Genomic DNA, 26,502 nt, shown 5'->3' with positions numbered 1-26,502 from the left:
TACCTCTTCAGTGCCGAAGTGGCGAAATCGGTAGACGCAGTTGATTCAAAATCAACCGTAGAAATACGTGCCGGTTCGAGTCCGGCCTTCGGCACCAAGAATTAAAAAACAGGCGGAAAAGCTAAAGCAGTCAATACGTTATTCATTAAGACCGGAAATTAACGGCAACTACAAGAGGCCGTGTTTCTGGCTTTTTTGTTTATAAAGCCTCAGTTCGGGATCTTTCCACTCACCTTCCGCTTTGTCAATCTCTCTCCACGCAACTTCTGAGCATCTCGACATTATGTTCGATATAGCTGAGCGTAACTTTAATATCCCTGTGCCCCAGCAGCTTTTGCGTGACGTATAAATTTTGCTCCGGTTTCTTCATCAGTTCGGTCGCCACGGTGTGGCGGTAGCGGTGTGAGGAAAAACGGCTGTGGCAGGCGTCGCTCAGTTTGGCAAAAAAGTAGCTGACTTGATTTTCTATCATTGTTTTGCCCTGGCGCAGCGTCCACTGGTTGAAGCAGTTGATATTAAATAACTGCTCGCCGGAAGCGATCCTCCGTTTTCGCGCCTCATACAGTAACATTTCCAGATGTGGCCGCAGTCGGGAGGAGATGGGTACCACATGCTCATCATGGCTTTTACTCCCTTCGTTCTGGATAAACAGGGTGTTATGCACCAGATCGATATCGCGGCCACGCAGATGCAGAAGCTGGTTCAGCCGGATGGCGGTGTAGTTGAACGTCTCTATTGCTGCCAGCCAGAACCAGGCGGGGTAAAACGGCGAACGATAGCCGTACTGCGTTTTCTCCTGCTCGATGTAGTGATGCAGCACGTCGCGTGAGAGAACAATCTGCTCATGAGTCAGGGTTTTCTTCCGACGGCGCGATTCGCGCAGCGTGATGTTCATAAACGGATTTACAAACTGCGTCAGCAGCCCCTGGCGGATGGCGAAGTTATACAGTGCCCGCAGGTGGCGCATGTAATGATTCCAGCTCACCGGCTTGATATCGCGCTCGTTCAGCAGATAGCTGCGCCATTCCAGCGCCATATGCGGCGTGATTTCGGCGGGCAGTACGTTGCGCCAGTGGGTGAGCTGTTCCACCGCCGTGCGATAACAATCTTGGGTCGCTGGCCGCAGCAGGCGGGCGAAAAAGTACTCCTCCAGGAGTTCTTCAAAGGTCATGGTCATTCTCTCCTTCATTCAGCAAGAGATGGGGGTTATTAAAGGGGACGTCATCGCCAAACAGCAGCGTGGGATCGTTAAGCAGATACACCTTTAAACGCGAGGAGCGGCGCGGGCCGACAACGGCGCAGTTCCAGATGTTGAGGCCGTTTTTGCGTTTGCGGTGCAGATTCAGGTCCTGAAACGCTTTCTGTACCTCCCGCCAGCGTTCTGCCGGGATATCCCTGCCACAGGCGCTAAGCCAGAGCTTAAAAATGCCCGGAGTCACCAGAAATGCGGTTCCGGTGACGGTGTGGATCCGGGCATTGGGTTCGTTGATTTCCAGGTGTTGCGCCTGGACGTTTTGGGTCAGCCACTGCCAGAAGGCTTCGCCTGAAAGTGGTGTATCGTCCTGTTCGGGTAGGGGGGATGGTTGTTCTACTTCGGTGTTTGTTTCAATCACCGCTTCTGTCTCATTTCGGATCCCCGCTATCGGTGTGACGGTTCCACCGAAGGTGGCGGGCCGCTGCTGTGGATCTTCCCAAATCAGTGAAGGGGAAAAGCGTAACAGCGAGAGTTCACTGCTCCAGCCACCGCTGGCCTCAATCCGGCAATGCCAGATGGCTTTATCCTCACAGGGAATGAGCAACTGGTGTGCCTGCATCTCATCGAACAGTCGCACGTTATGCTGCGGTACGGCGTCAATACCCTGGCGCAGCAGCCAGCCGCGCACCGCATCGGCAGCGTTCTTGCTGACCAGCCACAGCGCCTCTTCCGTCAGCCAGCCGTCAGAACCGCCATTTGGGTTGTTGAGTCGGAACTCATGCGCCAGCAAGTCGCGCAGGGCGGCGATGATTTGCTGCGGTAGCGAGGTTTGTGGGCGGTGGATATGATAACGGTGGTCCAGCGTTCGGACTGCGCCGCCTGATCTTCTGACGCTGCATCAGGCGGGAAAAGATAACTCTGCCGCAGTCGTGCGGCATAGCAGGCAGCTTCGAGACTGTGATCGAGCAGACCGCCCGCGTGGGGGTGATGGTGGTTTTCAGAGGCTGGGAACAACTGCGCCAGTTCTGCGAAGCGGTGGAGCGGCGTTAACCAGAGAGGGATCGGGTGGAAAACTGACTACCTTTTCCCAGGCCTCAGTTGAGACAGACAGCGATAAGGATTTTGCTTCAGGGCAAGATGAAGTAGGCATAGTATTTCTCCAGTGGTGAAAGCAGAGAAACGCCGCCCGGCAGGGAGGGATTCCCTGCATGGTGGGGTAGAGGATGTATCAGGCGCTGAGCGCTGTCCGCGAGGATGATACGGAGCGGACGAAAAGGCGAGCCTCACCGGGTAGGGTGGCAACCTGAAGGCTCTGGTTGCTGGTCAGAGTTTGTACAGATTAATACGGTATCAATAATAATCAAGAGTCAGGCTCTTCAGTGAGAGAGCTCGGGGCTCGTTATCTTGGAAGCCAGTCTGGTGCGCAGGATTTATCCGCTATAGGGGTTAAAGGCAATTTATCCTCTGGAGGGGATAAAGCATGTTGGGCAATCTAATCGATAGTACCTGAGGAGCACATCAGGAAGTTTATGGTTTCAGGACTTGAAGATCTGCTTACGGTGCCAGCCAACGTATTGTTCAGTGGGCCACAGCGATGTGTCATGAGGAAGATGCAACAGTTGGCCGTTCCTTTGCCAGAACAGGCTAAACAGTATAAACATTGGAATGTGTTACGCAAAAAATTACGTAAAATAACTATAAATCGTAACACATCTTACGTAAAATATCACGTCACCAAACTAACTCGATGTTTATACGGATTACTGTATGGCTAGTGTTGATGCAGATTACTGCTACTCGTTTCCAGCTATACGTGGCATTCAGGCTGGTCGCCCTTTCTATATCGCCACATGCCCGATGCGTATCATCCCGAAAATATTCAGTTTTGATGAAAATGATGTTCCACCGGAATTACGCGCACAGCGCACGCTAAATAAATCGCGCATCCCCGAAATGGTACGTTATTTGCTGGAAAACCCTAAAGATTATGTGTTTTCAGCCCTGACGGCTTCCATTGCGGTAGATGTCCAATTTGATGAGTTTCCGGGTTCCAACAACCTGGGAACGTTGTGTGTGCCAATGGATGCGCAAATTCTGATCAATGATGGTCAGCATCGCCGTAAAGCGATTGAAGACGCTTTAGACGCTCGTCCGGAGCTGGGACAGGATAATATTCCGGTGCTGTTTTTTGTTGATGAAGGCTTAAAACGTAGCCAGCAGATGTTCGCCGATCTGAATAAATACGCTATTCGTCCTAGCCCGTCGCTGGCGTCTCTATACGATCATCGCGATGCCAGTTCAAATCTGGCACGTTATCTGGCGATGTCCATAGAGCCGTTTGTTGGGATGACAGAACTGGAAAAATCAGGCATCAGTCAGCGGTCGAATAAGTTATTTACGTTGAGCAGCATCAAGCAGGCTACCCGCGCATTGTTGGGTAAAGATCCCAAAGAGAACAACTTTGAGGAATGCACCCAAATTGCTACCCAATATTGGCAGGCTATTTTTAGCGTGATGCCGGATTGGCAGTTAGCGGCTAAAAAAGAGGTTTCACCGGTTCAGTTACGACAAGATTATGTTCACGCTCATGGCATTGGATTGCAGGCACTTGGGCAACTGGGATATACCCTGCTAACGGATTATCCTGAGCAATGGCCGGAGAAAATAGCTGCACTTAAAACTTTTAACTGGCGCAGAAACAACCCAGATCTCATCAAACGTGCGATGCAGCATGGCAAACTGAGTAAAACCAGTACGGCGATCCAGCTCACCTGTAATGCGCTAAAAACCGCGCTCTCAATCCCCCTCACTCCTGAAGAACAGGAGCTTGAAGCTCAAATGGTTGTCTCATGAGTAAATTAGTTCAGGCCTACGATTTGGCCGAATACGAAGATTTTATTAATCAGGAGCAGTTCGCTGGACGCCCTCTGGCCGAATATGTTGCTGAGGTTCAAAGAATTTATTGTGCGGATAAGCGTCCGTGGGTAATTGGCTATAGCGGCGGGAAAGATTCTTCCGCCGTGATCACGCTGGTGTATCTGGCCCTGCTCGGCCTCCCCCCGGAAATGCGCAGCAAAGATGTTTTTGTGGTGTCATCCGATACGCTGGTGGAAACGCCAGTGGTAGTAGATTTAATTAAAAAAACAATGTTGCAGATTGAAGCAGGCGCAAAGCGTAATGGCCTGCCGATCACTCAACATGCGGTAACGCCTAAAACTAATGAAACCTTCTGGGTCAATTTACTGGGGAAAGGTTATCCGGCCCCAACCCGTAGTTTTCGCTGGTGTACCGAGCGTATGAAAATCAATCCGGTGAGCGACTTTATTAAAGATAAGGTCAGCCAGTTTGATGAAGTGATTGTTGTCCTCGGCTCACGTAGTAGCGAGAGTGCCTCCCGTGCACAGGTAATTGCAAAGCACAAAATTGATGGCTCCCGCTTGGCCCGACACACCACGTTGGCAAATGCGTTTATCTATACCCCCATTGATACCTGGGATGTGGAAGACGTCTGGAAGTTGCTACGCGGTGCGTTTCGCTATGCAACAGATGATGAAATTCAAGAGTGGGAAAGTCCATGGGGTGGAAACAACCGCCCTCTGTGGACGCTATATATGGACTCTTCCGCACAGGGCGAATGTCCGCTGGTCATCGATGAAAGTACCCCATCTTGCGGAAATTCTCGCTTTGGTTGTTGGACTTGTACCGTTGTCACTAAAGATAAAGCAATGGAAAGCCTGATTAAAAACGGCGAAGAATGGATGTCTCCGTTACTGAAATATCGCGATCTGCTGGCATTTACTACCGATCCGGTAAATAAAGATAAGTATCGCAACTATAAACGCCGTACCGGCAAGGTGAGCTATCAATACGCTAAAGACGGTGAAGATCGCAGTGCAGAGCGTAAGCATGTTCCTGGCCCCTACTGGCTCAAATACCGCCAGCAGTGGTTAAAAGATTTACTGGAAATTGAGCGCGATTTAAACGCCCAGGGCCACACAATTACGTTAATTACCCAGCCGGAGTTGCACGCTATCCGCCAGGAGTGGTTGAAAGATCCTAACGAGCCAGACTGGTACGACACGTTGCCGGGGATTTACCGTGAGGTATATCAGCAGGATCTGAACTGGGTAGTTGACGACCAGTCGCGCTTTGATGCCAGCGATGCTGATTTGCTGGCACAGATAACGCAAGGGTTTGACGTAGTACCTGAAATGGTGATGAAACTGATTGAGCTGGAAACCTCGATGGAAGGGTTAAGTCGTCGTCAGGGGATTTTTGAAAAGCTTGGTACGATTCTGAAGCAGGACTGGGGCAGCCTGGAAGAGATCCAGCAGCAACAGGCAATGCTGCAAAAGCGTAATGATAGAGATATTTATCAGGACGAGGTTGCCAAACTGGAAACTGAACTCCAGATCTTACAGCGCAGAATTGTCGATGCGGGTGAATCATCCATTCTTGTCGATGAGGAAAATGAACGTGCTCATTAAGCAACTGGTATTACATAATTTTCGGGTATTTAACGGTACACATACGATCGATTTGGCACCCAGAAAGCGCCAGCATGAAGTGAACTCTCGCCCGATTGTACTGTTTGGTGGTTTAAACGGTGCAGGGAAAACTTCAATTCTGTCGGCTATTCGGCTGGCGTTGTATGGGCGTCTGGCATTTGGCTCAGCGATGCAGCAGCAAGAGTATATTGAACAACTTGGTATGCTGGTCCACAACGGTACGTGTACGAAAGAGCGCCCGAACGAAGCTTCGGTAGAACTAACGTTTACCTATAATAAAGACGGCCGTGAGGCCGAATTTACCGTCACACGTAGTTGGAGAAAAGGAAAGAAAGATCGTCTTTCTTTGCAGCAGGATGGTCAACCACGTAGTGAGCTCAATTATGATCAGTGCCAGGGGTTTTTGAATGAATTGATCCCTCATGGTGTTGCCGATCTTTTCTTTTTTGATGGAGAAAAAATTGCAGAACTGGCGGAGGATGAATCTGGCAATATTCTGCGTACTGCGGTACGCCGTCTATTGGGTCTAGATTTAATCGCCAAACTGCAAAACGATCTGATGATTTTTGTCAAACGCCAGCAAACTAGCCAGTTAGCTGGCTCTCAGCAGCAACAGGTTGCAGAGCTTGAAACACAAATTAAAGAGTTCAAACGGCAGACAGAAAAATCACTGGAAGAAGCAAACTTTGTCAGCTCACGGATTGAATCTTTATCTGATGATATTATGCGTCATGAGGGATTACTGAACGCACAAGGTGGTGCATTTGCGCAGACCAAAGCACAGGAAAAACAGAAAGTTGAAACGCTGTTAAAAGAGAAAGAGCGTTTGGAAAAAGCGTTACGCCAGGAGTGTGATGGGTCGTTACCCTATGCGCTAGCTCCTAATACGTTGTCACGGCTGCTGGAAAAACTTGCTGATGAAGTGCAGATCAAGCAGGCGAAAAGTTTTGAGAAAGAGCTGGAGCAGTTTTTAGCCCAACTCCAGAAGGACATTACATTTCGCTCCAGTAGCGAGAGTAGTACCAAAAAAATAACCGCTGAAGTTATTACTGAGAATTTGACTGCATATGTAGCAGCTAAGCCCAAAGGGGATTTACTGTTTGATATCTCGGAGCGTGAAACAGGCATGCTTCAGCAAGCCGTTAAACTGGATAGTCAAGGAGCGTGGAAACGCTTTGATTTGTATCGGAATCAACTCGCCGATATAGAACAACAACTTGAACAAGCAGCAGCCAATATTGCTCGTGCTCCGGAAGATGATCAGCTAATGGATCTCTTTACAAAATTACGCGATCTCGATCATCAGCGTGAAAAGCAGCGGCATAAATACCGTCTATTACTGGAAAAAGCCAAACAGACGAAGCAACTGCAACTGGACTGTGTGCGACAGGTACAAAAAGCACATGATACTGCCCGTAGTCACCATGGCTTCAGCAGTGCTCTTAAAAATGCGGAGGAAACAATTAGGCTGCTTGATTACTACAGCGATGTATTGACACAGGCTCGGGTGAAAAAACTCTCTTCTAACTTTGAAAGCGCCTATCACAAGCTAGCTCGTAAAGAAGATTTACAGCTTAATGCTCACATTAATCCACAGACGTTTGATGTTGAGCTGATAGATGAAAACGGTTCAGTAATTAACCGTAAATTGCTTTCTGCGGGGGAAAAACAGATTTATGCGATTGCTATTCTTGAGGCGTTGGCGAAAACCTCTGGCCGTGATTTCCCTGTGATAATAGATACACCGTTAGGACGTTTGGACTCTCAGCATCGGGATAAGTTGATTAATCATTATTTCCCAGAGGCTAGTCATCAGGTCGTGTTGTTATCCACCGATACGGAAGTGGATGAGCGTTATTTTATTGACCGACTGCGTGATGATATTTCTCATGCTTATGAGATTGTGTTTAATGCGTATACTAAATCATCTTCGCTGAAACCGGGTTATTTCTGGGAATTAACGAAGGAGGCTATTTAATGCTCCCGAATAGAATGGTGCTTAGTCGGCAGACTGAAGACCAGCTTAAAAAGTTGAAAGGGTATACCGGGATTACACCTAATATTGCTGCTCGAATAGCATTTTTCCGTTCAGTGGAGAGTGAGTTTCGTTATTCGCCTGAGCGGGATAGTAAGAAGCTGGATGGCTCGTTGGTCTTGGATAAGATTACATGGTTGGGGGAAACTCTGCAGGCTACTGAATTGGTGTTAAAGATGCTTTATCCGCAATTAGAACAAAAAACGATGATTAAGGCGTGGGCGGCGCATGTTGAGGATGGTATTGCGGGGCTGCGAAATTACCGTAGCTTGGCACAATTTGTAAGTAATCTTTAGTTTTTTGAATTGAAATTAGGAAAGTCAAACAGGCTGCTCTTTTGAACAGCTTGGTTTGACTAGTAATTAACCATTAAGCATCTTCATCATCATAAAGAGCTAAGTTACCACAGATCATATCATATATAATCTTAGAGCTTTTAGAAACAGCGTCTAATTGCATAAATGCATTTTCATCAAGGTCCCCACCATCAAGAATTTGGGAAAAATCATCTATGGATAACACTCTTAAGGCATCAATATTGTACCTTTCATTCATATAGGAAAGAATATCTTTTAATACTCTAAAAAGAGCTATTAGTCCTATGGTTTTATTTAATGATGATATTTTGTTTGATTTATTCCAAGCATTCGGCCATAACTTCATCACGGCACTAAAAAAGTTAGATACATTCGCGGCGATTACAGAGTCTTTTTCTGCAATGAAGCTTTTACGCAATGGATACTTTATCAAGCTTGAATTATCGATCTTTTCAAGGTTGTATTCTTTTGAGATCTTTCCACCTTTTTCTTTAGCTAAGAAATAGTTGCGATCAGACTTTGCATCGAATGTTATCAGCTTTAGAAGATTTTCAACAAAAGCTGCTTGCGTCAGTGTTTCGTTAGATATTTTTGGTGTGGCTACACCAAGTCTTTTTATTCTTTTTTCAAATGGGCCATTTTTTTCTTTATTTAAAAGAACAGCAATATCATGACAGGTTTTTTCTGGGCTTCTTGAGTAAGCTAATGATTCTAAATCATATACCAGGCTTTTATTAACTTTCGTCTGAGCCAGATTTACTGTTGAGAAAACGTTAGCCTGAGTAGATATATCGGCATCAACAAAAACTGTAACTAATAATTCAAACTCTGATTCATCTCCAAGTTCATTGATGAATGTCATGTTGTTTTTATCAAAACCAGCGATTCTATGTTGCCCATCTAATATTTTTGCTAGCTTAGAAAAATCCCCATCATTATTTGGTGTAATAATGAAGTCATTATTATATTCATCCCAATTAACATTATCAGAACTCATGGCTATAATTATTGAATTCGGGAAGGATGAATCCACACCTGAGATAAAGTTCCTGATCGCTTTAACCCTAGACTCGATCAATGGTCGTTGAATACCAATATAATCGTCTAGCTCACGATTTTCCGAATCAGACATACGTCTAACATCTGAATATGTAATATCTACCAAATCACTGGCTTTTATCTTTCCACAATAAAATTCGCCAATCGGCTGAGAGACTTTAAATGCTTTTATTTTTATAGATTTCATCTAATTACCCCCTAACTTCACTGTATTCTTCAGACAATTTATCAGCCTGAGATGTTCTTATTTTAGAGTATGCTTTTGCAGATTTATTACTCATGTATGCAGAGTAATACCACACCAAAAGTGATGATATATATATTGTCCACGCCCACCCCCCTAATTTTGCAGAGAATATATCCAGCATTAAACCTGAATCTCTTGCAGCCAAGATAGCACCTGTCCTGTAATAGATAAAAGCGCCTAATCCTGCCAATAGTGAGACTATAGTTAATGCAAAAATGTAACCAATATAAGGCAATTCATCATTTTCTTTATTATTAGTTGACAGGTTCTTAACTAAAAAATAGAAAAATGGGGTAATTAATGCAGATGTGAAAAGAAAAACTTCTCCTCCTTTTATGTTTTCAGATAAGGCCGAAATAAAAGTCACTTTTAGGCACCAAACTCTAAAGACAGAATCTACAATAATAGGAAGGAAAGAGCCGAAAAGCATCCAGCAGCATTCGTGCAGAGTAATCTTATGAGCATCTTTATTCGCTGATATTCTAGTCCATTTGTTTTTGAAAAACTCAGCTATTTTATCACATTTTGTTGGTGGGTTAGTTTTGATAGGTGAAACTGTTACGGCTTCCACAACGACATTATCTAAATTTACATATAACGCATCTTTCCCTTCGCCAGAAGTTATCTTAAAAAATTTATTCTGACTTGCACTCGGGAAATTCAACCCTAATGTATGTACTCTTAATTTTACTCTCACTATAGATTTAGGATCTTTAGCGCCGAATTCATACAATTGCCTATCGATAATCTCTTGATAAATTTCTTCATATGTAGACGGTTTACCAATATTGTTCAAAGCAACTTTTATAGCATCAACAATAGTCATTTATAGCTCCCAAAAAGCCTTGTCACGCATTTTATTGACTTTTTTATCCCCATCTATATAAAGGCTAAAATGTTTATCAAGCTGCCTAATTTGCCCCATTAGAGACTCCTGCTCGCTTTTTTCATCAATGTTAAATACTGCTTTGATATCAGCATTCTTGATCTCAGAAACTCGATGAATCACCCAAGTTAAAATATAGGAGGCATAATTATTTTCACCAGTCTTAAAGTGAGTGATCTCCTGAGTTGAAAGGATCGCACCAACACCATACTCACGACCCTCCTTAAGAATCTTTCGCAGACTGGCAAAATCCTGGCGCATAAAGTTATCAGCTTCATCAACTAGAATCATTTTGGTTAGCTGGCGATAATCCCCTTGCACCATCGGTTTCCCGCGCTTTTGCATCTGTGCGTAAAAAAGGTCAAGCGTCAGCGCAACTACCAGGTTTTGAATCTCTGATGGATAACCAGCGAGTTCGATAACTGTGACGCCATCAACCAGATCATACAAACTGGTCATTTTCTCTGGATTCGTTTCGAATATCTGGAAACCTGCCAGATTATAAAGCGCAGCATATAATGAATCTTCATCGACTTTCTCTTGTGCTAGGTATTGCTGCCACACATCTTCAATAGTCGGCGCTACGCGATTCCATGTTGAGCGATCGTGAGGCACTATTCCTGCTAAGTCATAGCACTCCATTATTAGCGTAACCAGCTTCATGCGTTGTTTGACGCCAAGGTTATACGCTTTGCCCATCGTTTCAGCGAATGCCATGGCCGTATGCCTCGGTAACATGGGCATATCACCAAATAACGATAACGGATTGTAAGGTAACAACGATAGCTGGTATCTATTAGCTCCCGTAGCTTCCAGAAATGCATCATCCACATAGTCGGATTTATAGTCGAAGATCAACAAGCCAATCGGTTTACCATCAACGTTGTAGGACTGATTGCGCATCAGTTGCGTAACCAGCGATTTAGTAAACTGGGTTTTCCCGGTGCCCATCGTTCCAATAATGCCAGTATTGGTATTCATAAACTTAGCTGTGTTGGTTGGTTCCCAGTACAACGGATTCTGGTGCACAGCATCATGGCCAAACAAGACCTGTAATGGCGTGTTGCTGACATTACTGGGAGTTAGTGCCGATACTTCAGGTTGTGGAAGCTCCGGCGCAGAAATGGGCTGCGGCTCAGTTGTTGTTGCCGCCTGTTCCGGGTGTGAAGAATCGACATTACACTCTGGTTTAAGCAGATATTTTTCCGGCACCCGATAGCGTTCAGCTAGCGGAGGTTGATCACCTTGCGCTGCGATTAACGATGGAAGTAATGAATAGGGGATTTCGATCTGTAGAATATTTTCTGCCGTTTCTTTATATGAGAGATTAAAACAGGTTCCGCTGTCTACATGAGCTACCACAAAACCTTCTGCATAATCAGCAAGCTCGCCTAACTGATAGTCGCCAGTGAGCCACCATTCGCGTCGTTCCAGCAGAGGGGATAGCTTGTCGTTATCCAGTACACCATACAGACGCAACTTCTCTACCTGCATTAATACCTGGCGGATAAAAAGTGCCCGGTATAGTTGTGATGCCAGAGTTTGCGGCCCAAGAATATCTTGCAGTAAATAGCGTTTTAGCTCGCGGGCCTGCTGCCCCGCATGGCTGTAATCGGGTCGAGCCCCCGTTTTTACTTCCAGTGGTAACAGATAGAGGTCGTTATCTTTGAAGCCTACAAAGAGAACATCGTCAGAGATCGCTCCTTTTTGATAACCCTGTAAATGGCGGGATAAATCGCTTTCTTTCATTCTCAGCCCGACGTTACCGGACACTCGGATCATCTCTGCCACTGACAGTGGAACCCAGCAAATATCAGACTGGTGCAGCATAGACTGTACGAATTTGTATGCACCGATAATGCCGTGTTTCTCCTTGCGCTCCTTCTCATTTGAACGCAACATTTTCAACAGCCACTCGCCATTAAAAGCATTAAATTCAGCAAGAAGGTGCTGGCTATCGACGAGGGATTGCCCGGTTTGATTTCCTGTCTGAAGTAAACGCAGGAACAACTCAACCTGTTTTGTGACGGTTACGGCGTCATAACCTGCACAACTGGTGTACTGGTCAGAGTAATGAATCAGCACGACATCTTTTTGACTGGTAAAGAAATCGAGGGTGACCTTAGGGTCGATAATTGTAGTCCAGAGAGAACTATCATAAGAGCGGTTGAGTAACTGCTTAAAGTTACCGCTGACTGCCAGACTAATCCCCTGAGCGTGATATTGGCTGTTGCTCTGTCGTGCCGGTTGCCACAGACAACCCAACAAGCGGGCAAGGCGTAGGGCGCAATAAGGTTCAGTATCGACATTACGTAACCCAAAAGCAGTAAAGTAGGCATCGCCCTGAGTTTCTGCACCTTCGCCCGCAATAAGCCCATGGCATAGCACCCCGCTGGCGGCATCTTCAATACGAATCTGGCGGCAGTCAACCGGGGCGGTATTGGTGAAAAATGCCAGATGGGCGTAAGCCAACTTATCGCTTTCCGGCGGCTGGACAAATTTGCTGAATGTTAAGCGACTACGCAGTAGATCGATTAACATATCGGCTTCAGCACGCCATGCGCCACTGTTCAGGCTAAGATCATTTTTAAGTTGTTCATAGCTGCCACTTTCGGCAAAGCGATCAAAGGCATTGGGTAGCAGGCGTTCGTCGTAGCAGTTTACATGTATCGAAATTGCGCCATCTTTTTCCTGCTTAAAATACTCAACCAGCCCCAGGAATAGCTCTCTGGCATCTCCCAGATTAATGGCATTAATCACCAGCGCATTATTTCCTGCACTCTGGAACAATCGGGAATAGGCATCTGTAAATTCGTTGAGCTTGTCTTTAACCAGACGCTTAACATATTCATGGCTCATCTGACGCTGGGGAACAATGTCTATCCAGAAGCGGTTTTCCGCCATCGGTTGTAACTGTGCGTATTCATGTTCGCTGTGATACACAAATGGCATTAAGCCAGAAACGACCAGACGATCGAGAGTAATCTGCGGTAATGAAGCGAAAGAGGCTGATGTAGAGTCTCCTGGCTCCGCAATAATAGTTTCCGCCAACTGCAAATGGTAAGCCAGCACCAGGGGATGCAAAGGCGAGAGGCGTTCATAATTGTCGCCACGGCAAATCCCCAGATGTAGCAGACGCTTCTCTTGTGCAGTCAATGCTCTGCTCAGACCGATTTGCTGTAACGCCTGTTCAAAAGTAGCGATCATGTGACTGACTAACGCACGATATTCCGCTGACCATGACACCAGACTTGGCAGGGTATTTCGGCGTTGATAGTAAACAAACAGTTGGTGGTATGCATTATGGAGGTCGGGATAGCTAGCCTGAAGTTCGTCCAGTGCAAACTCGCTATTGTTACTACCTGTGCTGAGCAGATTATGCTCGATCAGGGAGGATTCCTGCATAAGCAACTGCTGGCGTACACCGACCACATTATGTTCGATATTGTCCAGGATGACGCGACCTTTCATCCGGTTCCAGGTTGCATTCCCTTCTTCTTTGAAGAGTTTATTGAAGCGGATCTGATCAAAAAGCAGGGGCAGTGTTAATCCTTCCTCTGCGCCAGGCCCTTCAATGTTAAACAACAAACGGGAATCACCTGAAACCAGCGCAAATTTGATCAGCTCACTTTGATTCGCCAACGTTTCAAAATTAACGAGTGCATAATGCCGACAATCAATATCATTACTTTCTTCATCAAGTAAACAAGTCTGGTCGCCGGTCTCGGCAATACGTAACTCGTTATCTTCCAGTTGTAGAGTCAGTTGGCCTTTACCTGGTTCAATACGATAACAATGCTGGATTTCATTAAGCCAGAATTGCCCTTGTTCAACTAACAACAGGCGAAACTTGTACTCTTCCGCCGAATTATTGCGATTGATTATTTCGAGGCTAAAGAAGCAGGGACGACCATCGAAAGGCACTGACGCCAGAATTTTAGAGTGCCGGCTGATACGCCAGAATCGTTCTTTCTGTAACTGGCGATGATGAGCAATTTTTATCTGATTGTCCTGAAGGTCGTTACCCTGAAAGATAAACTCCAGCTCAACCTGAGACTGTTCAGGCTGAGCTTGTACCAAGACGCTGATATCTCGTTTACCCGCTTTACTGGCACTTTTGGCTCTTTGCCAGACTACACCGCTTTCAACGACAATGTTTTCCAGTACCAGTTTCTGTTCGCTGTTCTGCGTCTTTTCATCCAGATAGACAGAAAAATCGAGTTCACGCCAGTCGTCTTTGTCAACGAAATGCTCCTGAATGAATTTTGTACTAAATTCAGTCAGGACATTCTCCAGTTGCCCGCTATAACGCTCAATACTGTCCTCTATCTGGCGATATAACTTTTGGTTTTCGTTTAACCGGGCGCGTAACTGTTTATCACTAAAATTCAGCAGATTATTATCGTTGAATAACTTCAGCTCGGAGAAATCCAGCTTACCGTCATCCAGCAGACGGTATAACGATGAAAAACCAAATACGGTTGCTCCTTCATCCAGTATTGTTGTCAATTGATCGCCCAGCAAACAGCGGGACACTTGAGAACGGGCACTGTCCGTTGTGATCAACTTTTCGAGTTGATGACGGAAGGTCTCGGGATGCCAGATAGCATCGGGCGCAGCCACATCTTTGGTACTATTGAGCAAGGTATCCAGCATGCTGTTATGGATAATTAACAATGCCGTATGGGCAAAAACTCCGTTGCGGCCGGAAACCTGATCGCGCAGATGGGAAATATAGTTTTCTGTAAACGCAGGAGCTGTTGTGCCGTGCAGTACTGGAATAAGCTGGATGCTATTACATTGGACACAGGTAAGGTGCTGTCCCGGTGCAATTTCTAATTTATTTCCACTCGCTAAGGAGACGAAAGCCTGCCAGAGCTTTAAGGCATTATCGGGATCGGGAGATTTAAACTGGTAGCGCTCACCCGGCTGGATGGTGCTGCTAACCCATTCAATGAAGGTTTCTGCCAGATAGGTTTCATACTGTTTTACGGACATATACGGCGTCTCCACTGTCACTCATTCGCTCCACGTTCCCCATGCGTTCATAAAACGCAACCAGCATTTGTGTGGACTGGTTATCCAGATAAAATCCGCGTTGCTCAAAACCACGTAGCAGTTCATGCAGCCGGAGTTTTTTGTTTTTACCCACGGTAAGGTTGGTCAGTAACAGCAGCCGATCCTGATTCAGCACCAGCACTTTCCCCGCCCGGCCACGAACCTGAATGAAGTCAGTACAAATCTGGCTTTCCAGCTCGTTAATGTATTTGCGATTTACTGATGCTCGTTCAGACTTTTTACCCTGAAATTGTTCAACGGCAACGGATAATAATTGTTTGAAGGCCTCTTCCAGGTTTGTAGCTCGATCGCGTTCAGGAAGATCTCGCTCCTCCTTACTTATAAACTTCTGTATGTAATCATTAAGCTCATTCAGTACTTGATTCGATGTATCTGAATAATTTAAACAATCTTGATATACCTGCCAGAGAGGGCGTTTTCTCTCTCCTTTACCCCACTGCAAAACCTCCAGTGCGGAAAGTATCGGGAAAAGTTTTTCGCTTTGGCTGGCAAACCACTTATAACCAAAGCGCTTAATCTGGTCACGCTCTGAGCTGGCTTTCTCAGTATCAAGGATAAAAAACAGTGATCTACTTTGCGGCTCACCATCCCGCCAGTAGTCCAGGTTGAGCGCCAACTGAGCACACCAGCTAAAGGCGTACAAACGCAGGGTATTGGTCAACTCCTGCAAAAGATATTGTGGATGATCTGCCAGAAATGCTAAATCGGACTGAAAACATGTCACCAGATAGGGTAAATAAGGTTGCTCTTTTGCAAATGGGCCTTCTCCCAGCCGTGTTAATCTAGTATTGAGCTTATTCAGCATTTCTTGTTCGATAAAATTCAACTTATCTTGTATCGGATGGTTAAGGCTAAAACCCCTCATCAGATTGGCAAACAGCGTTCCAAGACGTTTATCTGCTGCGGAACCTGCGCTTATTTTTTCAGCATCAAACTGGGCGTGAAAAAGCAAGAAAAGCGGAGAGACACGAAAGATATCCTGACTGGAAAAATACATCCGCTCCAGTACCGGCCAGAAACCTTGCTCATCAATTAATATTTGTAGGTGGGCTTTGCAATCTTCGCGAAATTGTTCGAGATTGTAAGTGTCGATTTTATATTTCACGGCATAGCTTAGTACCAGACCGGTGACAATTTGCCAGTCAATATTATTGTTCTTATTGCGTATCGGTAGGTAGCTATCCAGTTGGTTGTTGCCAACTTTTAATTTTGTTGCAATGGGATACATGATGTTATCCCTCCATGCCGCTGATAGTGATCATGTCGTCGTCCGCTCTTGCACTGTAAACCCGCTGCATGCCATCATAAAATTTGATTTCGCTGCTGGATTTGGCCTGTTCTGCAATCAGTTCAACGATTTCATCTAGTAATACAATCGCGCTTTTGTCATATTTATTAGGACGATAACCATTATTGAGTTTGCTCAATAGCTCAAATAAATTAAGACCGATACGAATAGGCTCCAGCGAGTTCTGGCCCACTTTCAAATGAACGTCGAAACAGGTTGGATGAGCTGTGTTTTTCTTGAGAATAGCATCCCAGTCTGGTTTTAGCGCGACTGGTGCCGTGATTTTAACTCCACCAAATTCGCCTAAAAAGAACTCTTCTTTTTGGGTACTCAGTTCAGGTGCTTTACGGTTTGCGTACCGTTGGATACCAGCGATAAGTTCAAAAGAATAAAACCGGTTCAGCGCTCTTTTTTGTTCCGGATTCGCAGTATAGTTCTTATGTAGATGCCAGATATCTGAATAGCGTTCAAATAGAGATTCTTTAAAGAATACTGAGAAGTTTTGATGATAGTTATTCCCCACTGATTCATGTTGTAGTAACCAGAATAGCCTAATTAAGGAAGCAGCATCACCCGGCTTAATACACTGGCGATCAAATGTAATATGTAATTGTTCAAGCTTTGCCAGAAAATTATCCAGTTCGGGATCCACTAATCCAAGCTCGTAACGCAAAATAAATTGATCGAGCTCATAGGTATGCATTCTGGCTGGATCGAAATCAGAAATCTTTTTAATCAGGTCATTTTCTGCACCATTAAAAAGGTTATCAAAAAGGTATCCTGGTCCAGTCAGTAGGTGATGCAAAAAGTCCAACAGCGTTCTTGTTGTAACAAACTGATCTTTAATTAACCGGGCTTTAAAAAGCTGTGTGATTAAAACATGCTGAACGCCGGGCATGCAAAGCAGTTTGAAGTTGGCAACGGTTTTTAAATCATGTCCTGTTGATTCATCCCGTTGAAAAATTGTGTAAAATAGATTCTTATCATCATCCGTTAAGTGATTTAATAATTTCTTTATAAAGGGTGAGTATTGCCGTTCCTCATCAAACTGGAACTTAGGGTAATGTTCAAAATCAAAAAATGAGCAATGTCCAATGCAAAAAGGTCCGCTACATTCCTGCTGTTCCGCCAGGAATGTATCAATCATTAAACGAAGCGCCTGATGGCATTCAGCACCTTCTCTGGCAAAATTAGCGAGCATCCCGGTATTGATACCTACAAGCAAAGGAGATGATTCTTGATGATGATTGCTAAATAAATGATTCAGTGCATCAATAGCGGTCTGCTGAGGAGCGAAGCTATGAGTTGCATCCAGATGAAAGGTAAACTGCTGCTGATAACGGGGGTTTGACTTACAGCGAGTTAATATTTCCGACTTACCATCGCCACTACTGCCGCATAGAAAAATGATCTCACCGGGCTTCGCTATATCCAGATAACGCTGTAATTCTTCTTCAATTTCTTGTTTAACAAAGAGTTGTTCTTTTAGCTCATCGAACACATCCTTTTGCCGATGAGTCTCGGTGGTTACGGAAAACGAAGATGACTTCGCAAGTACACCCAACGCTTTACGTAATGTGATCGCGCTCATAACTTCATGTTCTCTAAAGAAAGAATGTCTTCATTCTATACAAGCTAACCCATGATCTCCATATGCCTTTTTCCCCAGTGAGATCCAGGAGCTTTGACGCAATATCGCTAATTCATACTGTTATGGAAGCCCATTTATTGTCAGTGCCTTGTGGCAGAATAACTTTATCACCTCCCAATCATTCCCCCAGCCTTCCCCCCACTATCCTGCGCCACCTTAACCCCATCCGCCAGCGCGCCATTCACCGCCACGCCAATCCTCACTCCCGCCCACGTCATCGCTCCCAGCCAGAAGGTTGGCAGTACCAGAAACATCGACCCCATCACCAGATTAATAATCACGTCATCCTGCGTATTCTGGATCCCGGCCAGATTCCAGCTACTGTGGGTATCGCTGTTGTAGAGTACATCCAGCAACCAGCTATCGAGCCACCGCGCCAGTTCCCACCAGAAGGTGAGGAAGAACAGTGCGAACTGCACAAATGTCAGCGTCATTACCACCTTAACGTCCCATGTTGAACAGAGCGTTATCAGCGGAATACAGATCACCAGCGCCATTTGCAGCAGCGCCTGTACCATCGGTAGTGCCTGGCGCACACTGTCGAACGCCGGGAACGCCGCTATGCTGCCGAGGATATTTCCGGCGCTGGATGCCAGCCTGGTGGCGGCATTGGCGACGGTGCCATCGACATTCCCACCATAACCGGGGTAAACGCGCCCGTTCTGCGATACCTGCATATTTCGTTCACTAACCAGCGAGCGCAACACGGCCTCTTCATATACTGCCTGTGACTGTCCGATCTTTTTAAACGCTGTCCAGATATCCGGGGCCGGGAATTGCAGTAGCCGGGACTTCAGCCCAACGGTGTCGTCGGCCCACCACTGTTTACAGGTGGGATAGCCGCTCGCGCCCGTATCGGCCAGCCCGGCGTCGCGTGGTGCGCTGTACGGCCAGGTACTGTGTGGTGAAAGTGCATGGTCGGTATCGTAGTAACCCGTCGTGTTGAGAAAGTACGATGATCCCAGCCAGGCAGTATCATTACTGGTGTCATCGTCCAGCTCTCCGGCGAGAAATTTCAGACGGGCGCGGGAAGGGGCATAACACTCCTCGACAAAATCCCGCAGTTCCTGTGCCAGCGCTGGATCCTTGATTCGGGTGTGCTGCACCTCAAAACGGATCTGACGCAGATCCGGCTGGCAGGGAAGGGTGGCAACCGTTGCGCTGGTGATGCCTTTGCTGATCACATGAATAAAATACCACCAGACCGGGACTGCGGCGGTTTTACCGCCCAGCGAGTTTATAATCGGCTGATAGCCAGTATCGGCGGGTTGCGGCACCGACATGCCGCACTGCTTCGATCGCGTGGTGTCATATTTGATGGTATCGAGGTCGATGTTCAGCAGTGGCACGCAGGTGAACATAATGACCAGCAACGAGGTGTACATCAGGTGCTCGGCCCATATCAGGGACAGCGCGGCTTTGTTGCCCTCATCCGCTCCCTGACTTCTGGCCTGTAGCCACAGCGCCAGCAGCTTAATCAACAGCGGCAGAGCAAATAATCCGGTCGCGCTGATCGCATTCCACAGCCCGTTATTGACCACCCAGCCGAGCAGCGTCAGAAAGTACTCCAGGTAGCTGTTGGTCGTCACCGGAACACCTCCGGTACGATTTCGTTGAGCAGAATCAGTATGATAAATATCAGCGCGATACGGCGGATTGCCGGACGATGTGGCGATAAGCGGTCGTACAGATGCCAGCCCACACCACAAATCACGCCGTATAGCGTTACGCGCCAGGGCAGCAGGTCGCTGCGGTTAATCTGTGGTGTATTGTCAGCAGCCAGATAAAACATCACCGCCATGCAGACCAGAAGCAGGGAGCCGGACAGTATCAGCCGTTTCATTGCGTATCCCCGCCAGTGGGTTTGCTGAGATCGTCCATCCGTTTGTCGGTGTCGTCTTCTACGCCGACAGCCTGGCCTTTGGTCTTCGCGCGCATCGTCTGGCGTTCAAGGATGGTGAGCGCCGCGTTATCTGCCAGCGCCTGATGCATATCCAGTTCCAGCTTAAGCTGTGACAGTTCCTGGTCGAGCTGGGCGGTGGTCTGAGTCAGCGCGGTTTGTGCTTCTTTTTCATCGGAAACATTAGGTTCGCGCATTCCTGCCAGCAGCGTGCGCCGGGCCATCAGCGGCTGGATCTTATCCTGCTCTTCCTGAATCAGCGGCGTCAGCCCGACACTGGATTGTGCGCCGCTTTGCTGGTCAGTGTCGCCGGATTGATCGTTATCCGGGGCGACGTTAATGGTCTGTTCGCCAACTACCCGCGTCAGCCATTGCGCTGCGTCGTCGGGTTTGCTCCATACCTGGCAAAGTTCACCCTGACAGTCGTTGCTGGATACTGAACTGGTGCTGGTCGCGCTGCGATTATTGAGGATGTTGTAGCCTGCGACCGTCGTATCGCGAACCAGTTTTATGGGCGGTTGACCTTTACCGCCGCGATGTTCGCCACCAACCCAGCGTTTGCCTTTCTCTGCCGCTTCTTCAGCAGCTCTTTGGTCGGCGCGAACGGCGTCTTTTTCGCTGGCCGCAATGCCCTGATAGTTTTCCGCCTGAGCGCTCTGTGTCCATGCCGGACTGAGCGCATAATCGGTCATCTTGCCGGCCATCTTCTGGCAGCTTAACAGTGATTTATCGAAGTCGAGTCGTCCCTGAAGCACGCCGTTGGTTAACAGATCGTAGAGCTGAGGATTGGCTCGCTGGATCACCATCGCAGGCAGGCTGGCGACCGCACTGGTCGCGCTTTCGATAACCTCTCCCATCAGTTGCTGGAAGCCGTCCGTCACGCCGTTGAGTTGATTGCGCACTGTGGTATCAATATCGAAATTGCCGCACATCATGTCACTGTTCCAGCTTACGCCTGCCGTTAGCGGAAAGGTGTTACGCCGGGTTGGCGGTGGAGAGATGGCCGCACCGCCGCCGATGCGGTAATACATCCAGTCGCTGATCGCCCCCTGTTGCTGATACTGGTATTTATCAGCCGCCGGGGCGAGAAAGGCGATGAATAAAAGACAGAATGCCGGGCGCATGATTAACCTCCGCTACTGCCAAGAAAGGTCTGCCCACGACGCGGACAGCATTTATAGGGCCGCCACAGCGTCCGGACATATGCGCCATCCTCCGCCAGTTTATCGGCGTAAGAATCGGTGGTGGAGCCATCCGGGAAGATGGCGCAGGAGGCGGATTTTTTAGGAACCAGCATTTGCCACTGGTGGTTATTGTTGTCGCCTTCCGTAACCGGATCTGGAGGCCAGTAGCCATCGTGTGTACTGGCAGCCAGCGGAATATAAACATGCGGCTGACCACTGCGTGTTACCAGATCGGCAGCGCGTTGGGCGATGACTGCCCCGGCCTTGTAGTCATGCGTCTGGCTGAGCGCCCCGGCTCGCGGGTAGATATTGCCCCACATATCGCCGTCTTTACTCACCTCACGCAGTCCTGGCGTTAACGCCTCCGGGTAAAACATTTCCGGTACACCGCTGCGCCAGGCGAGCGCATCCAGCGTGCTGAGAAAGTAGGGGAGAAAAGGCTGTGACGACGGGGTGCAGACGTAGCCAAACTGGGCGAAGAATTTTGCCAGCGCATCACCGGCAGGGAAGCCAATCGCATCGGCGTTCTTAAACCGGATTTTGCTGTGCTGGCCGATGGCGCGGGGATTAGTATCGCCACCGGCTTCGGCGATACCGGGCAGCGGCGAACTGAGTAGCGACATCTCAGCCCACGGGTTTTGCCCGGTATCGCTGTAGGCTGATACCACCAGATCCGGTCGGAAATGACGTACCTTCACCGACGTGCGCACCGAGCAGCCAAACGGCGTGCAGAACAGCCAGTAGCAGACACCGACTACCTGATATTTTACGCACGTCGGCGACAGGGCTGAGGCGGCAATTTCCGGGGTAGTGATGACGTTACCTGCGCACGGCATCATTATCAGTAAGCAAAGTAATGTCCGGTGGAGATTCATGGCGATGTTCCTGAGCCGATATCATCAATGCAGGCTTTACCACAGGGCGGAAAAATGGCGTGGGGGAACTCTGTATGGCCAACAGAACATTTTGCTTTATGCAAATGCTTACAATCTGGCACGGTAAAAAGTGATTTCTTTCAATCACCAGCAAGCAACGATTTCTGATAATGTCGGCCAAAGGAGAGGGAGACCAATGTCAGATATTAATCCACGCGATGCCTTACCCTTGGATCGGGAAGCGCTCTATAAACTTGTCTGGCGCGAGCCTGAGGAGCGTATTGCTTCTTTCTATAACATCAGCACAGAGCAACTGGCAAAGCGATGCGCTGAATTACGGATACCAAGACCGCTTGCTGGTTACTGGAAAGCGCTGGCGAAAGGGACTGCACCTGCAGTGCCAGCATTGCTTGATTTGAAGAAGGACAAGGTAGAAAAAGCTTCAAGCAAAGCCAATTTGGCCGTACCTCCACCCACAAAAGTACCATCTAAAGTAGCAGTGCCAGCACCGCGAAAGCGATCAAGGACAGCGGGTAGTGGCTATGCACTGATTGATGATCTGAAAACCTACCTTCCCGTCTCTTCCGTCACAAAAGACGGCTACTACAGACCGATGAAAAAGAAACTACTCGATCTGAATGTTTCAGAAACGGGATTCAACAGTGCTATCGATTTTCTGAGTCGATTCTTTGCTGCACTAGGAAAGCAAGGGTATTGGGTACGATTAGCTGAAAGTGGTGAGGGGCTTCATTGTCAGGGTATCGATATCAAAGAAGATCCAAAAGAGGGAGGTTTGCGCTACGACAGTTTATGGCGCCCTTGTTCAGCCAGCATTATTTGCGTTGGGGACATGCTGTTCGCCTTTAGCCTTGCTGAAATGACGGAATATGTTCCGGCAAAAGAGGTGAATGGTCGATATATTCGCGATGAAACGATGAGCCGCTGGATGAGGGGAAAGTATGACAAGCCATTTCGCTACGTCATTAGGCATGCCTTACCTACAGGGCGATTTCTGCTACAGCTCTACTCGCCGTATTCGTCAACAAACTGGCAGGTACAGTTTCGCCAGACAAAACAGTGCGGGCTTATAAGCCAGATCCCGAAAATCATTTCTGCGATGCATGAAGCTGTTCCGTTGATTAAGAAGCAATTGGAAGAGGCGAGAGTCAAAGCAGAAGCTCGGCGGATCCAGTGGGAACTGGATGAGAAGAGATATCGGGAAAAGGAGCGAATTAGAAGGGAAAAAGAGGCATATAACGCCAGCTTGGCCGAGCTGAAAGCTATTATGGTGCAGTGGGCAGAAGATAAGCGTATAGAACAGTTTTTTCGTGAGGTGGAGCTGGATGTGGCAATATTGGATGGGCAAAAGAAGGCACTGGTAATGGAGCGTTTACAACTGGCCCGTCAACTCTTATCAGTGGATACGGCAGTTGAGCGATTGCTGAAATGGAAAACGCCGCAGGAACGGTTAAGCGAGGAGAAGCATTATAGGGAGCCATTTGTATTGCAGCGGCCACTTAATAAAACTCCCGACCGAGAGCGAGAATTGGACATTGTCCTAACGATGTAGGTAAATTTGAAATAATTCCTTACCTAGGTTTTTTTAATATAACTTTAGTTATCTTTTTTTACTGAAAATTGAGCTGTATAATATATGGCATAATTAAAATCTTGGGAGGGAAATATGAGTAATGTAAAAAAACCATCAGTTAAATTTTCACTCATTGAAAATGCATTGGATTCAATTGATTTAGGTCTTGAATATTTTTATGAAGCAAAAAAGGTATTCACCCCTAGAAAGTACAAACAATGTCTTATTAATATGTTTCATGGCTCTGAGCTGATATTGAAAGAATTATTGAGGAGAGTTGATGTAGTTTTGATTTTCGACAAAAATTCACTTTTTAAAGTATGTGAGAAACCACTAACCCCAACAGATGATGAGTTATATAAAGTTAAATCAATAGATATAAATACATTATGCTCCGAAGTTTTAAGGCATTATCCTGTTGAATTTAAGGGTAAAATAAATATTGTCTCAGGCCTTGCAAAGGAAAGAAATAAGATCCAGCATTTTGCTATCGATATTGATCCTGAAGTATTGTCAAAATTATTAACTAGCCTTTATGTAGATGTTTTTAAACCATCATTTAAGATAATTTTATCTGATTTAAGCTATGTTAATCCATATAACTCTCCACTTGAAAAACAGATTATAGATTCTGAGAGGAAATTTTTAGATATACAGGGGGATAGCGACAATTATTTAGCAATGTGTCCGAAGTGTGAAAATCATTCACATTTTATATTATATAAAGGTACTGGTTACCCTGTAGACACATATTGTATTTGTTGTGATTATAAAAATGTCGATATAGATGCGTCTGAACTATTTGTTTGTCCTGAATGTGGTAATCCTTCACTTATATATGATGAAGATAATCTGGCTGGTGTTTGCCTTTATGAAAAATGTTATTATGCGAAAGAGGGAGGCTTTGTAGAGATGAGACCATGCGAACGATGTGATGGTTTTATTATCGAAGATTCGTGCCCAACATGTGATGAGGATGTTGATTAGTTATTTTGACAGTTATCTGTACCTTTTAAGTTTGTTAAATGCCATACTTGGATGGCCTTAGTTGAATAAGGCCAAAACGTATCATGCTATAGCTCTGTGATTCCAGGAGTCTTTATAAATGATATTCCCATCGCAATGTTTCCAAGTAATGGCCTCATACCGTAGCTGAATAGTTTCGCTGTGTGTACCTGTACCAGAACCGGGAAATAAATTGGGGGTAATTCCAGTTACTTTTACATTCTCTAAAATAATATTAAAGTATTCGCTTTCAACACCTGCATCAAGGATCTGATACATTTTTATGGTTGCTGACTTTAATGTCTGGTTCTCACTCAGCGCTTTGTACAAAAGGGGCGTTGTTTTATCAAAATCTTTCTGTACAGTAATAGGTGTATGTACTCGGGTTCCTGTTAATCTCCCGGTGTTTCCATCCACAGGAATGGATAAGTGATGCGTTACCGCTTTTAATTCAATGGCACCAACACGCCCTGTAACTAAAGAACTACCAATTATAGGGGAGCCATTTGCATCGGTTAGCCAAAGATATGCTGGATTTGACATGGTTATTCCTTATCTCTGTTTATAAATGAAGGTAAGCAAAACATTATAACGACCCATAAAAACACACCAACAATCTTAACAGGCCAAGGGTCAAGTAAGGCTATACAAGCAATAGCACCTATAATTAATAATGGGCCCGATAGTAAATCAAAAAAACCGCCTAATATACGTATCTTCGTGCTCAGTAATCTATTTAATAAAATGGTGATGATATAAGCACTGCCGATTGTAATCGTAACTGCGACTATTTTATCTTGCCAGTTATCAAACTCAATCAGGCAAATGAAGCATATAGTAATAATATAGGAGCAGAAAATTATATTAACGATCGGAGCGATAAGTTTTTTCATATCACCCAGCCTTAGCGCTCGTATTTAAACGTTCTTCTACTCTCTTCATAATCCTGTCGAACACGGGTTTACCCTCAGTGTATCCTGCATGAATGGCATCAACAAAAGGTTGTACCGCATCGGCAAATAAGAAATAAAGGAGATCGTAATCGCGGGGTCTTAATAACTCGTATACCTCAGGTGCTTCATTACTGAGACTATCAGACGTCCTGATGGAACGCTCTGCCATCCCACCAAATAAGAGAATTGTACTTAAAAAGGCTATTGGATTACCTTTTCCCTTAAATACTACATAGGTAAATGAAGTCTTTTCTATAACGGCTTTAGCGATGTTAGATGCGATAATATTCGTGGAGATTCTGCCTACAATAGAGGTAACTACACTTCTGTATATTTTATCTTGTTCTGATTCAGATAAGTACTTATTGAATAATTGAAAGATTAATTTAACTGCATTAATGATGTTTTCATAGTTAAGGATATCGTGTCTTATAGCGGTCATCATACGGATTCTTTCGGTTTCTCGTTCATATCTTGTATCCGTATCAAAGATACCGTAAATCAGATAACCATAATCTAAGGGAACAGATAATCCACCATTGATAAGCCCTGTAACTGTATCAGGAGAAACAACGATATCGTAAATCCTCCGAGCTATCCCTTCTATGTCTGCCATATAGTTATCCTATATAAATTCACATCATTTTTGCAGAAAAAGAACCGATGATAATTTACAAGAGAATAGACACTTTGGTAAGTGTTACAATAATCTAATTGTTACAAATTATA

19 protein-coding genes, 1 tRNA gene and 2 pseudogenes are annotated in these 26,502 nt (G+C 46.0%); 7 read left to right on the top strand and 15 right to left on the bottom strand.

The features are described 5' to 3' along the window. The first annotated feature begins 12 nt into the window (after window positions 1-12). Window positions 13-97 (top strand) — tRNA-Leu (locus AC3G3F_RS01900). 147 nt (window positions 98-244) lie between these two features. On the opposite strand, the gene AC3G3F_RS01895 is transcribed toward AC3G3F_RS01900, so the two are convergent. The 3 genes and pseudogenes from AC3G3F_RS01895 to AC3G3F_RS01885 form a co-directional block, all read right to left on the bottom strand. Continuing rightward, complete coding sequence (locus AC3G3F_RS01895) at window positions 245-1,171, bottom strand: tyrosine-type recombinase/integrase (protein ID WP_488394439.1); 927 nt, start codon at window positions 1,169-1,171, stop codon at window positions 245-247. Then, window positions 1,161-2,248: pseudogene (locus tag AC3G3F_RS01890) on the bottom strand (helicase/relaxase domain-containing protein); the annotation flags it as partial. The pseudogene AC3G3F_RS01890 and the gene AC3G3F_RS01895, both read right to left, overlap by 11 nt. Before the next feature lie 482 nt (window positions 2,249-2,730). Next, window positions 2,731-2,850: pseudogene (locus tag AC3G3F_RS01885) on the bottom strand (phosphorothioated DNA-binding restriction endonuclease); the annotation flags it as partial. A gap of 112 nt (window positions 2,851-2,962) precedes the next feature. Here AC3G3F_RS01885 and dndB point away from each other — a divergent pair. Genes dndB through dndE form a run of 4 tightly spaced genes read left to right on the top strand, consistent with a single transcriptional unit; the run spans window position 2,963 to window position 8,034 of the window. Next, a complete protein-coding gene (gene dndB, locus AC3G3F_RS01880) occupies window positions 2,963-4,048 on the top strand; it encodes a DNA sulfur modification protein DndB (RefSeq protein WP_053529583.1) in 1,086 nt (361 codons plus the stop codon). Continuing rightward, window positions 4,045-5,682: a DNA phosphorothioation system sulfurtransferase DndC gene (gene dndC / locus AC3G3F_RS01875; protein WP_053529582.1), complete on the top strand. Its 1,638-nt coding sequence runs from the start codon at window positions 4,045-4,047 to the stop codon at window positions 5,680-5,682. The genes dndB and dndC overlap by 4 nt, the downstream gene beginning before the upstream one ends. After that, window positions 5,672-7,681 carry a DNA sulfur modification protein DndD gene (gene dndD / locus AC3G3F_RS01870; protein WP_488394334.1) on the top strand — a complete coding sequence of 670 codons (2,010 nt, stop codon included), beginning with the start codon at window positions 5,672-5,674 and terminating at the stop codon, window positions 7,679-7,681. Before dndC ends, dndD begins: the two co-directional genes overlap by 11 nt. After that, the gene (dndE, locus tag AC3G3F_RS01865) at window positions 7,681-8,034 is read left to right on the top strand and encodes a DNA sulfur modification protein DndE (RefSeq protein ID WP_053529581.1); all 354 of its coding nucleotides are present in this window, start codon (window positions 7,681-7,683) and stop codon (window positions 8,032-8,034) included. The genes dndD and dndE overlap by 1 nt, the downstream gene beginning before the upstream one ends. A 73-nt stretch (window positions 8,035-8,107) precedes the next feature. On the opposite strand, the gene AC3G3F_RS01860 is transcribed toward dndE, so the two are convergent. The 9 genes from AC3G3F_RS01860 to AC3G3F_RS01820 form a co-directional block, all read right to left on the bottom strand. Continuing rightward, on the bottom strand, window positions 8,108-9,301 hold the full coding sequence (locus AC3G3F_RS01860) for a DGQHR domain-containing protein (RefSeq protein WP_053529580.1): 1,194 nt from the start codon (window positions 9,299-9,301) through the stop codon (window positions 8,108-8,110). 4 nt (window positions 9,302-9,305) lie between these two features. Beyond that, a complete protein-coding gene (locus AC3G3F_RS01855) occupies window positions 9,306-10,187 on the bottom strand; it encodes a hypothetical protein (protein ID WP_053529579.1) in 882 nt (293 codons plus the stop codon). Continuing rightward, on the bottom strand, window positions 10,188-15,245 hold the full coding sequence (dptH, locus tag AC3G3F_RS01850) for a DNA phosphorothioation-dependent restriction protein DptH (RefSeq protein WP_488394332.1): 5,058 nt from the start codon (window positions 15,243-15,245) through the stop codon (window positions 10,188-10,190). Further along, a complete protein-coding gene (dptG, locus tag AC3G3F_RS01845; RefSeq protein WP_053529577.1) occupies window positions 15,226-16,554 on the bottom strand; it encodes a DNA phosphorothioation-dependent restriction protein DptG in 1,329 nt (442 codons plus the stop codon). Before dptG ends, dptH begins: the two co-directional genes overlap by 20 nt. Window positions 16,555-16,558: 4 nt before the next feature. Next, window positions 16,559-18,205 carry a DNA phosphorothioation-dependent restriction protein DptF gene (gene dptF, locus AC3G3F_RS01840; protein ID WP_053529576.1) on the bottom strand — a complete coding sequence of 549 codons (1,647 nt, stop codon included), beginning with the start codon at window positions 18,203-18,205 and terminating at the stop codon, window positions 16,559-16,561. 167 nt (window positions 18,206-18,372) lie between these two features. Next, window positions 18,373-19,854 carry a conjugal transfer protein TraG N-terminal domain-containing protein gene (locus tag AC3G3F_RS01835; RefSeq protein ID WP_488394330.1) on the bottom strand — a complete coding sequence of 494 codons (1,482 nt, stop codon included), beginning with the start codon at window positions 19,852-19,854 and terminating at the stop codon, window positions 18,373-18,375. Continuing rightward, window positions 19,851-20,108, bottom strand: a complete 258-nt coding sequence (locus AC3G3F_RS01830; RefSeq protein WP_070803964.1) for a hypothetical protein — start codon at window positions 20,106-20,108, stop codon at window positions 19,851-19,853. Before AC3G3F_RS01830 ends, AC3G3F_RS01835 begins: the two co-directional genes overlap by 4 nt. Then, complete coding sequence (locus tag AC3G3F_RS01825; RefSeq protein ID WP_079814210.1) at window positions 20,105-21,289, bottom strand: integrating conjugative element protein; 1,185 nt, start codon at window positions 21,287-21,289, stop codon at window positions 20,105-20,107. Before AC3G3F_RS01825 ends, AC3G3F_RS01830 begins: the two co-directional genes overlap by 4 nt. A 2-nt stretch (window positions 21,290-21,291) precedes the next feature. Then, window positions 21,292-22,224, bottom strand: coding sequence for a TIGR03756 family integrating conjugative element protein (locus tag AC3G3F_RS01820; protein WP_488394329.1), 933 nt, complete (start codon window positions 22,222-22,224; stop codon window positions 21,292-21,294). Window positions 22,225-22,420: 196 nt separating this feature from the next. On the opposite strand from AC3G3F_RS01820, the gene AC3G3F_RS01815 reads away from it, so the two are divergent. After that, window positions 22,421-23,794, top strand: coding sequence for a hypothetical protein (locus AC3G3F_RS01815; protein ID WP_488394328.1), 1,374 nt, complete (start codon window positions 22,421-22,423; stop codon window positions 23,792-23,794). 114 nt (window positions 23,795-23,908) lie between these two features. Continuing rightward, window positions 23,909-24,802 carry a hypothetical protein gene (locus AC3G3F_RS01810; RefSeq protein WP_085347330.1) on the top strand — a complete coding sequence of 298 codons (894 nt, stop codon included), beginning with the start codon at window positions 23,909-23,911 and terminating at the stop codon, window positions 24,800-24,802. A gap of 81 nt (window positions 24,803-24,883) precedes the next feature. Here AC3G3F_RS01810 and AC3G3F_RS01805 read toward each other — a convergent pair whose 3' ends face one another. From AC3G3F_RS01805 to AC3G3F_RS01795, 3 genes are read right to left on the bottom strand one after another with little or no spacing between them, the layout of a single operon-like run. Beyond that, entirely contained in the window at window positions 24,884-25,363 is a 480-nt protein-coding gene (locus AC3G3F_RS01805; protein ID WP_085347331.1) for an Hcp family type VI secretion system effector, read from the bottom strand. 2 nt (window positions 25,364-25,365) lie between these two features. After that, the gene (locus tag AC3G3F_RS01800; protein WP_085347332.1) at window positions 25,366-25,713 is read right to left on the bottom strand and encodes a hypothetical protein; all 348 of its coding nucleotides are present in this window, start codon (window positions 25,711-25,713) and stop codon (window positions 25,366-25,368) included. 1 nt (window position 25,714) lies between these two features. Further along, entirely contained in the window at window positions 25,715-26,389 is a 675-nt protein-coding gene (locus AC3G3F_RS01795; RefSeq protein WP_085347333.1) for a hypothetical protein, read from the bottom strand. Window positions 26,390-26,502 lie beyond the last annotated feature (113 nt).

The organism is Salmonella sp. FC25216 (genome assembly GCF_057751355.1).
The sequence above is the reverse complement of the archived record's forward strand: the minus strand, read 5'-3'. Positions and strand labels throughout refer to the sequence as shown.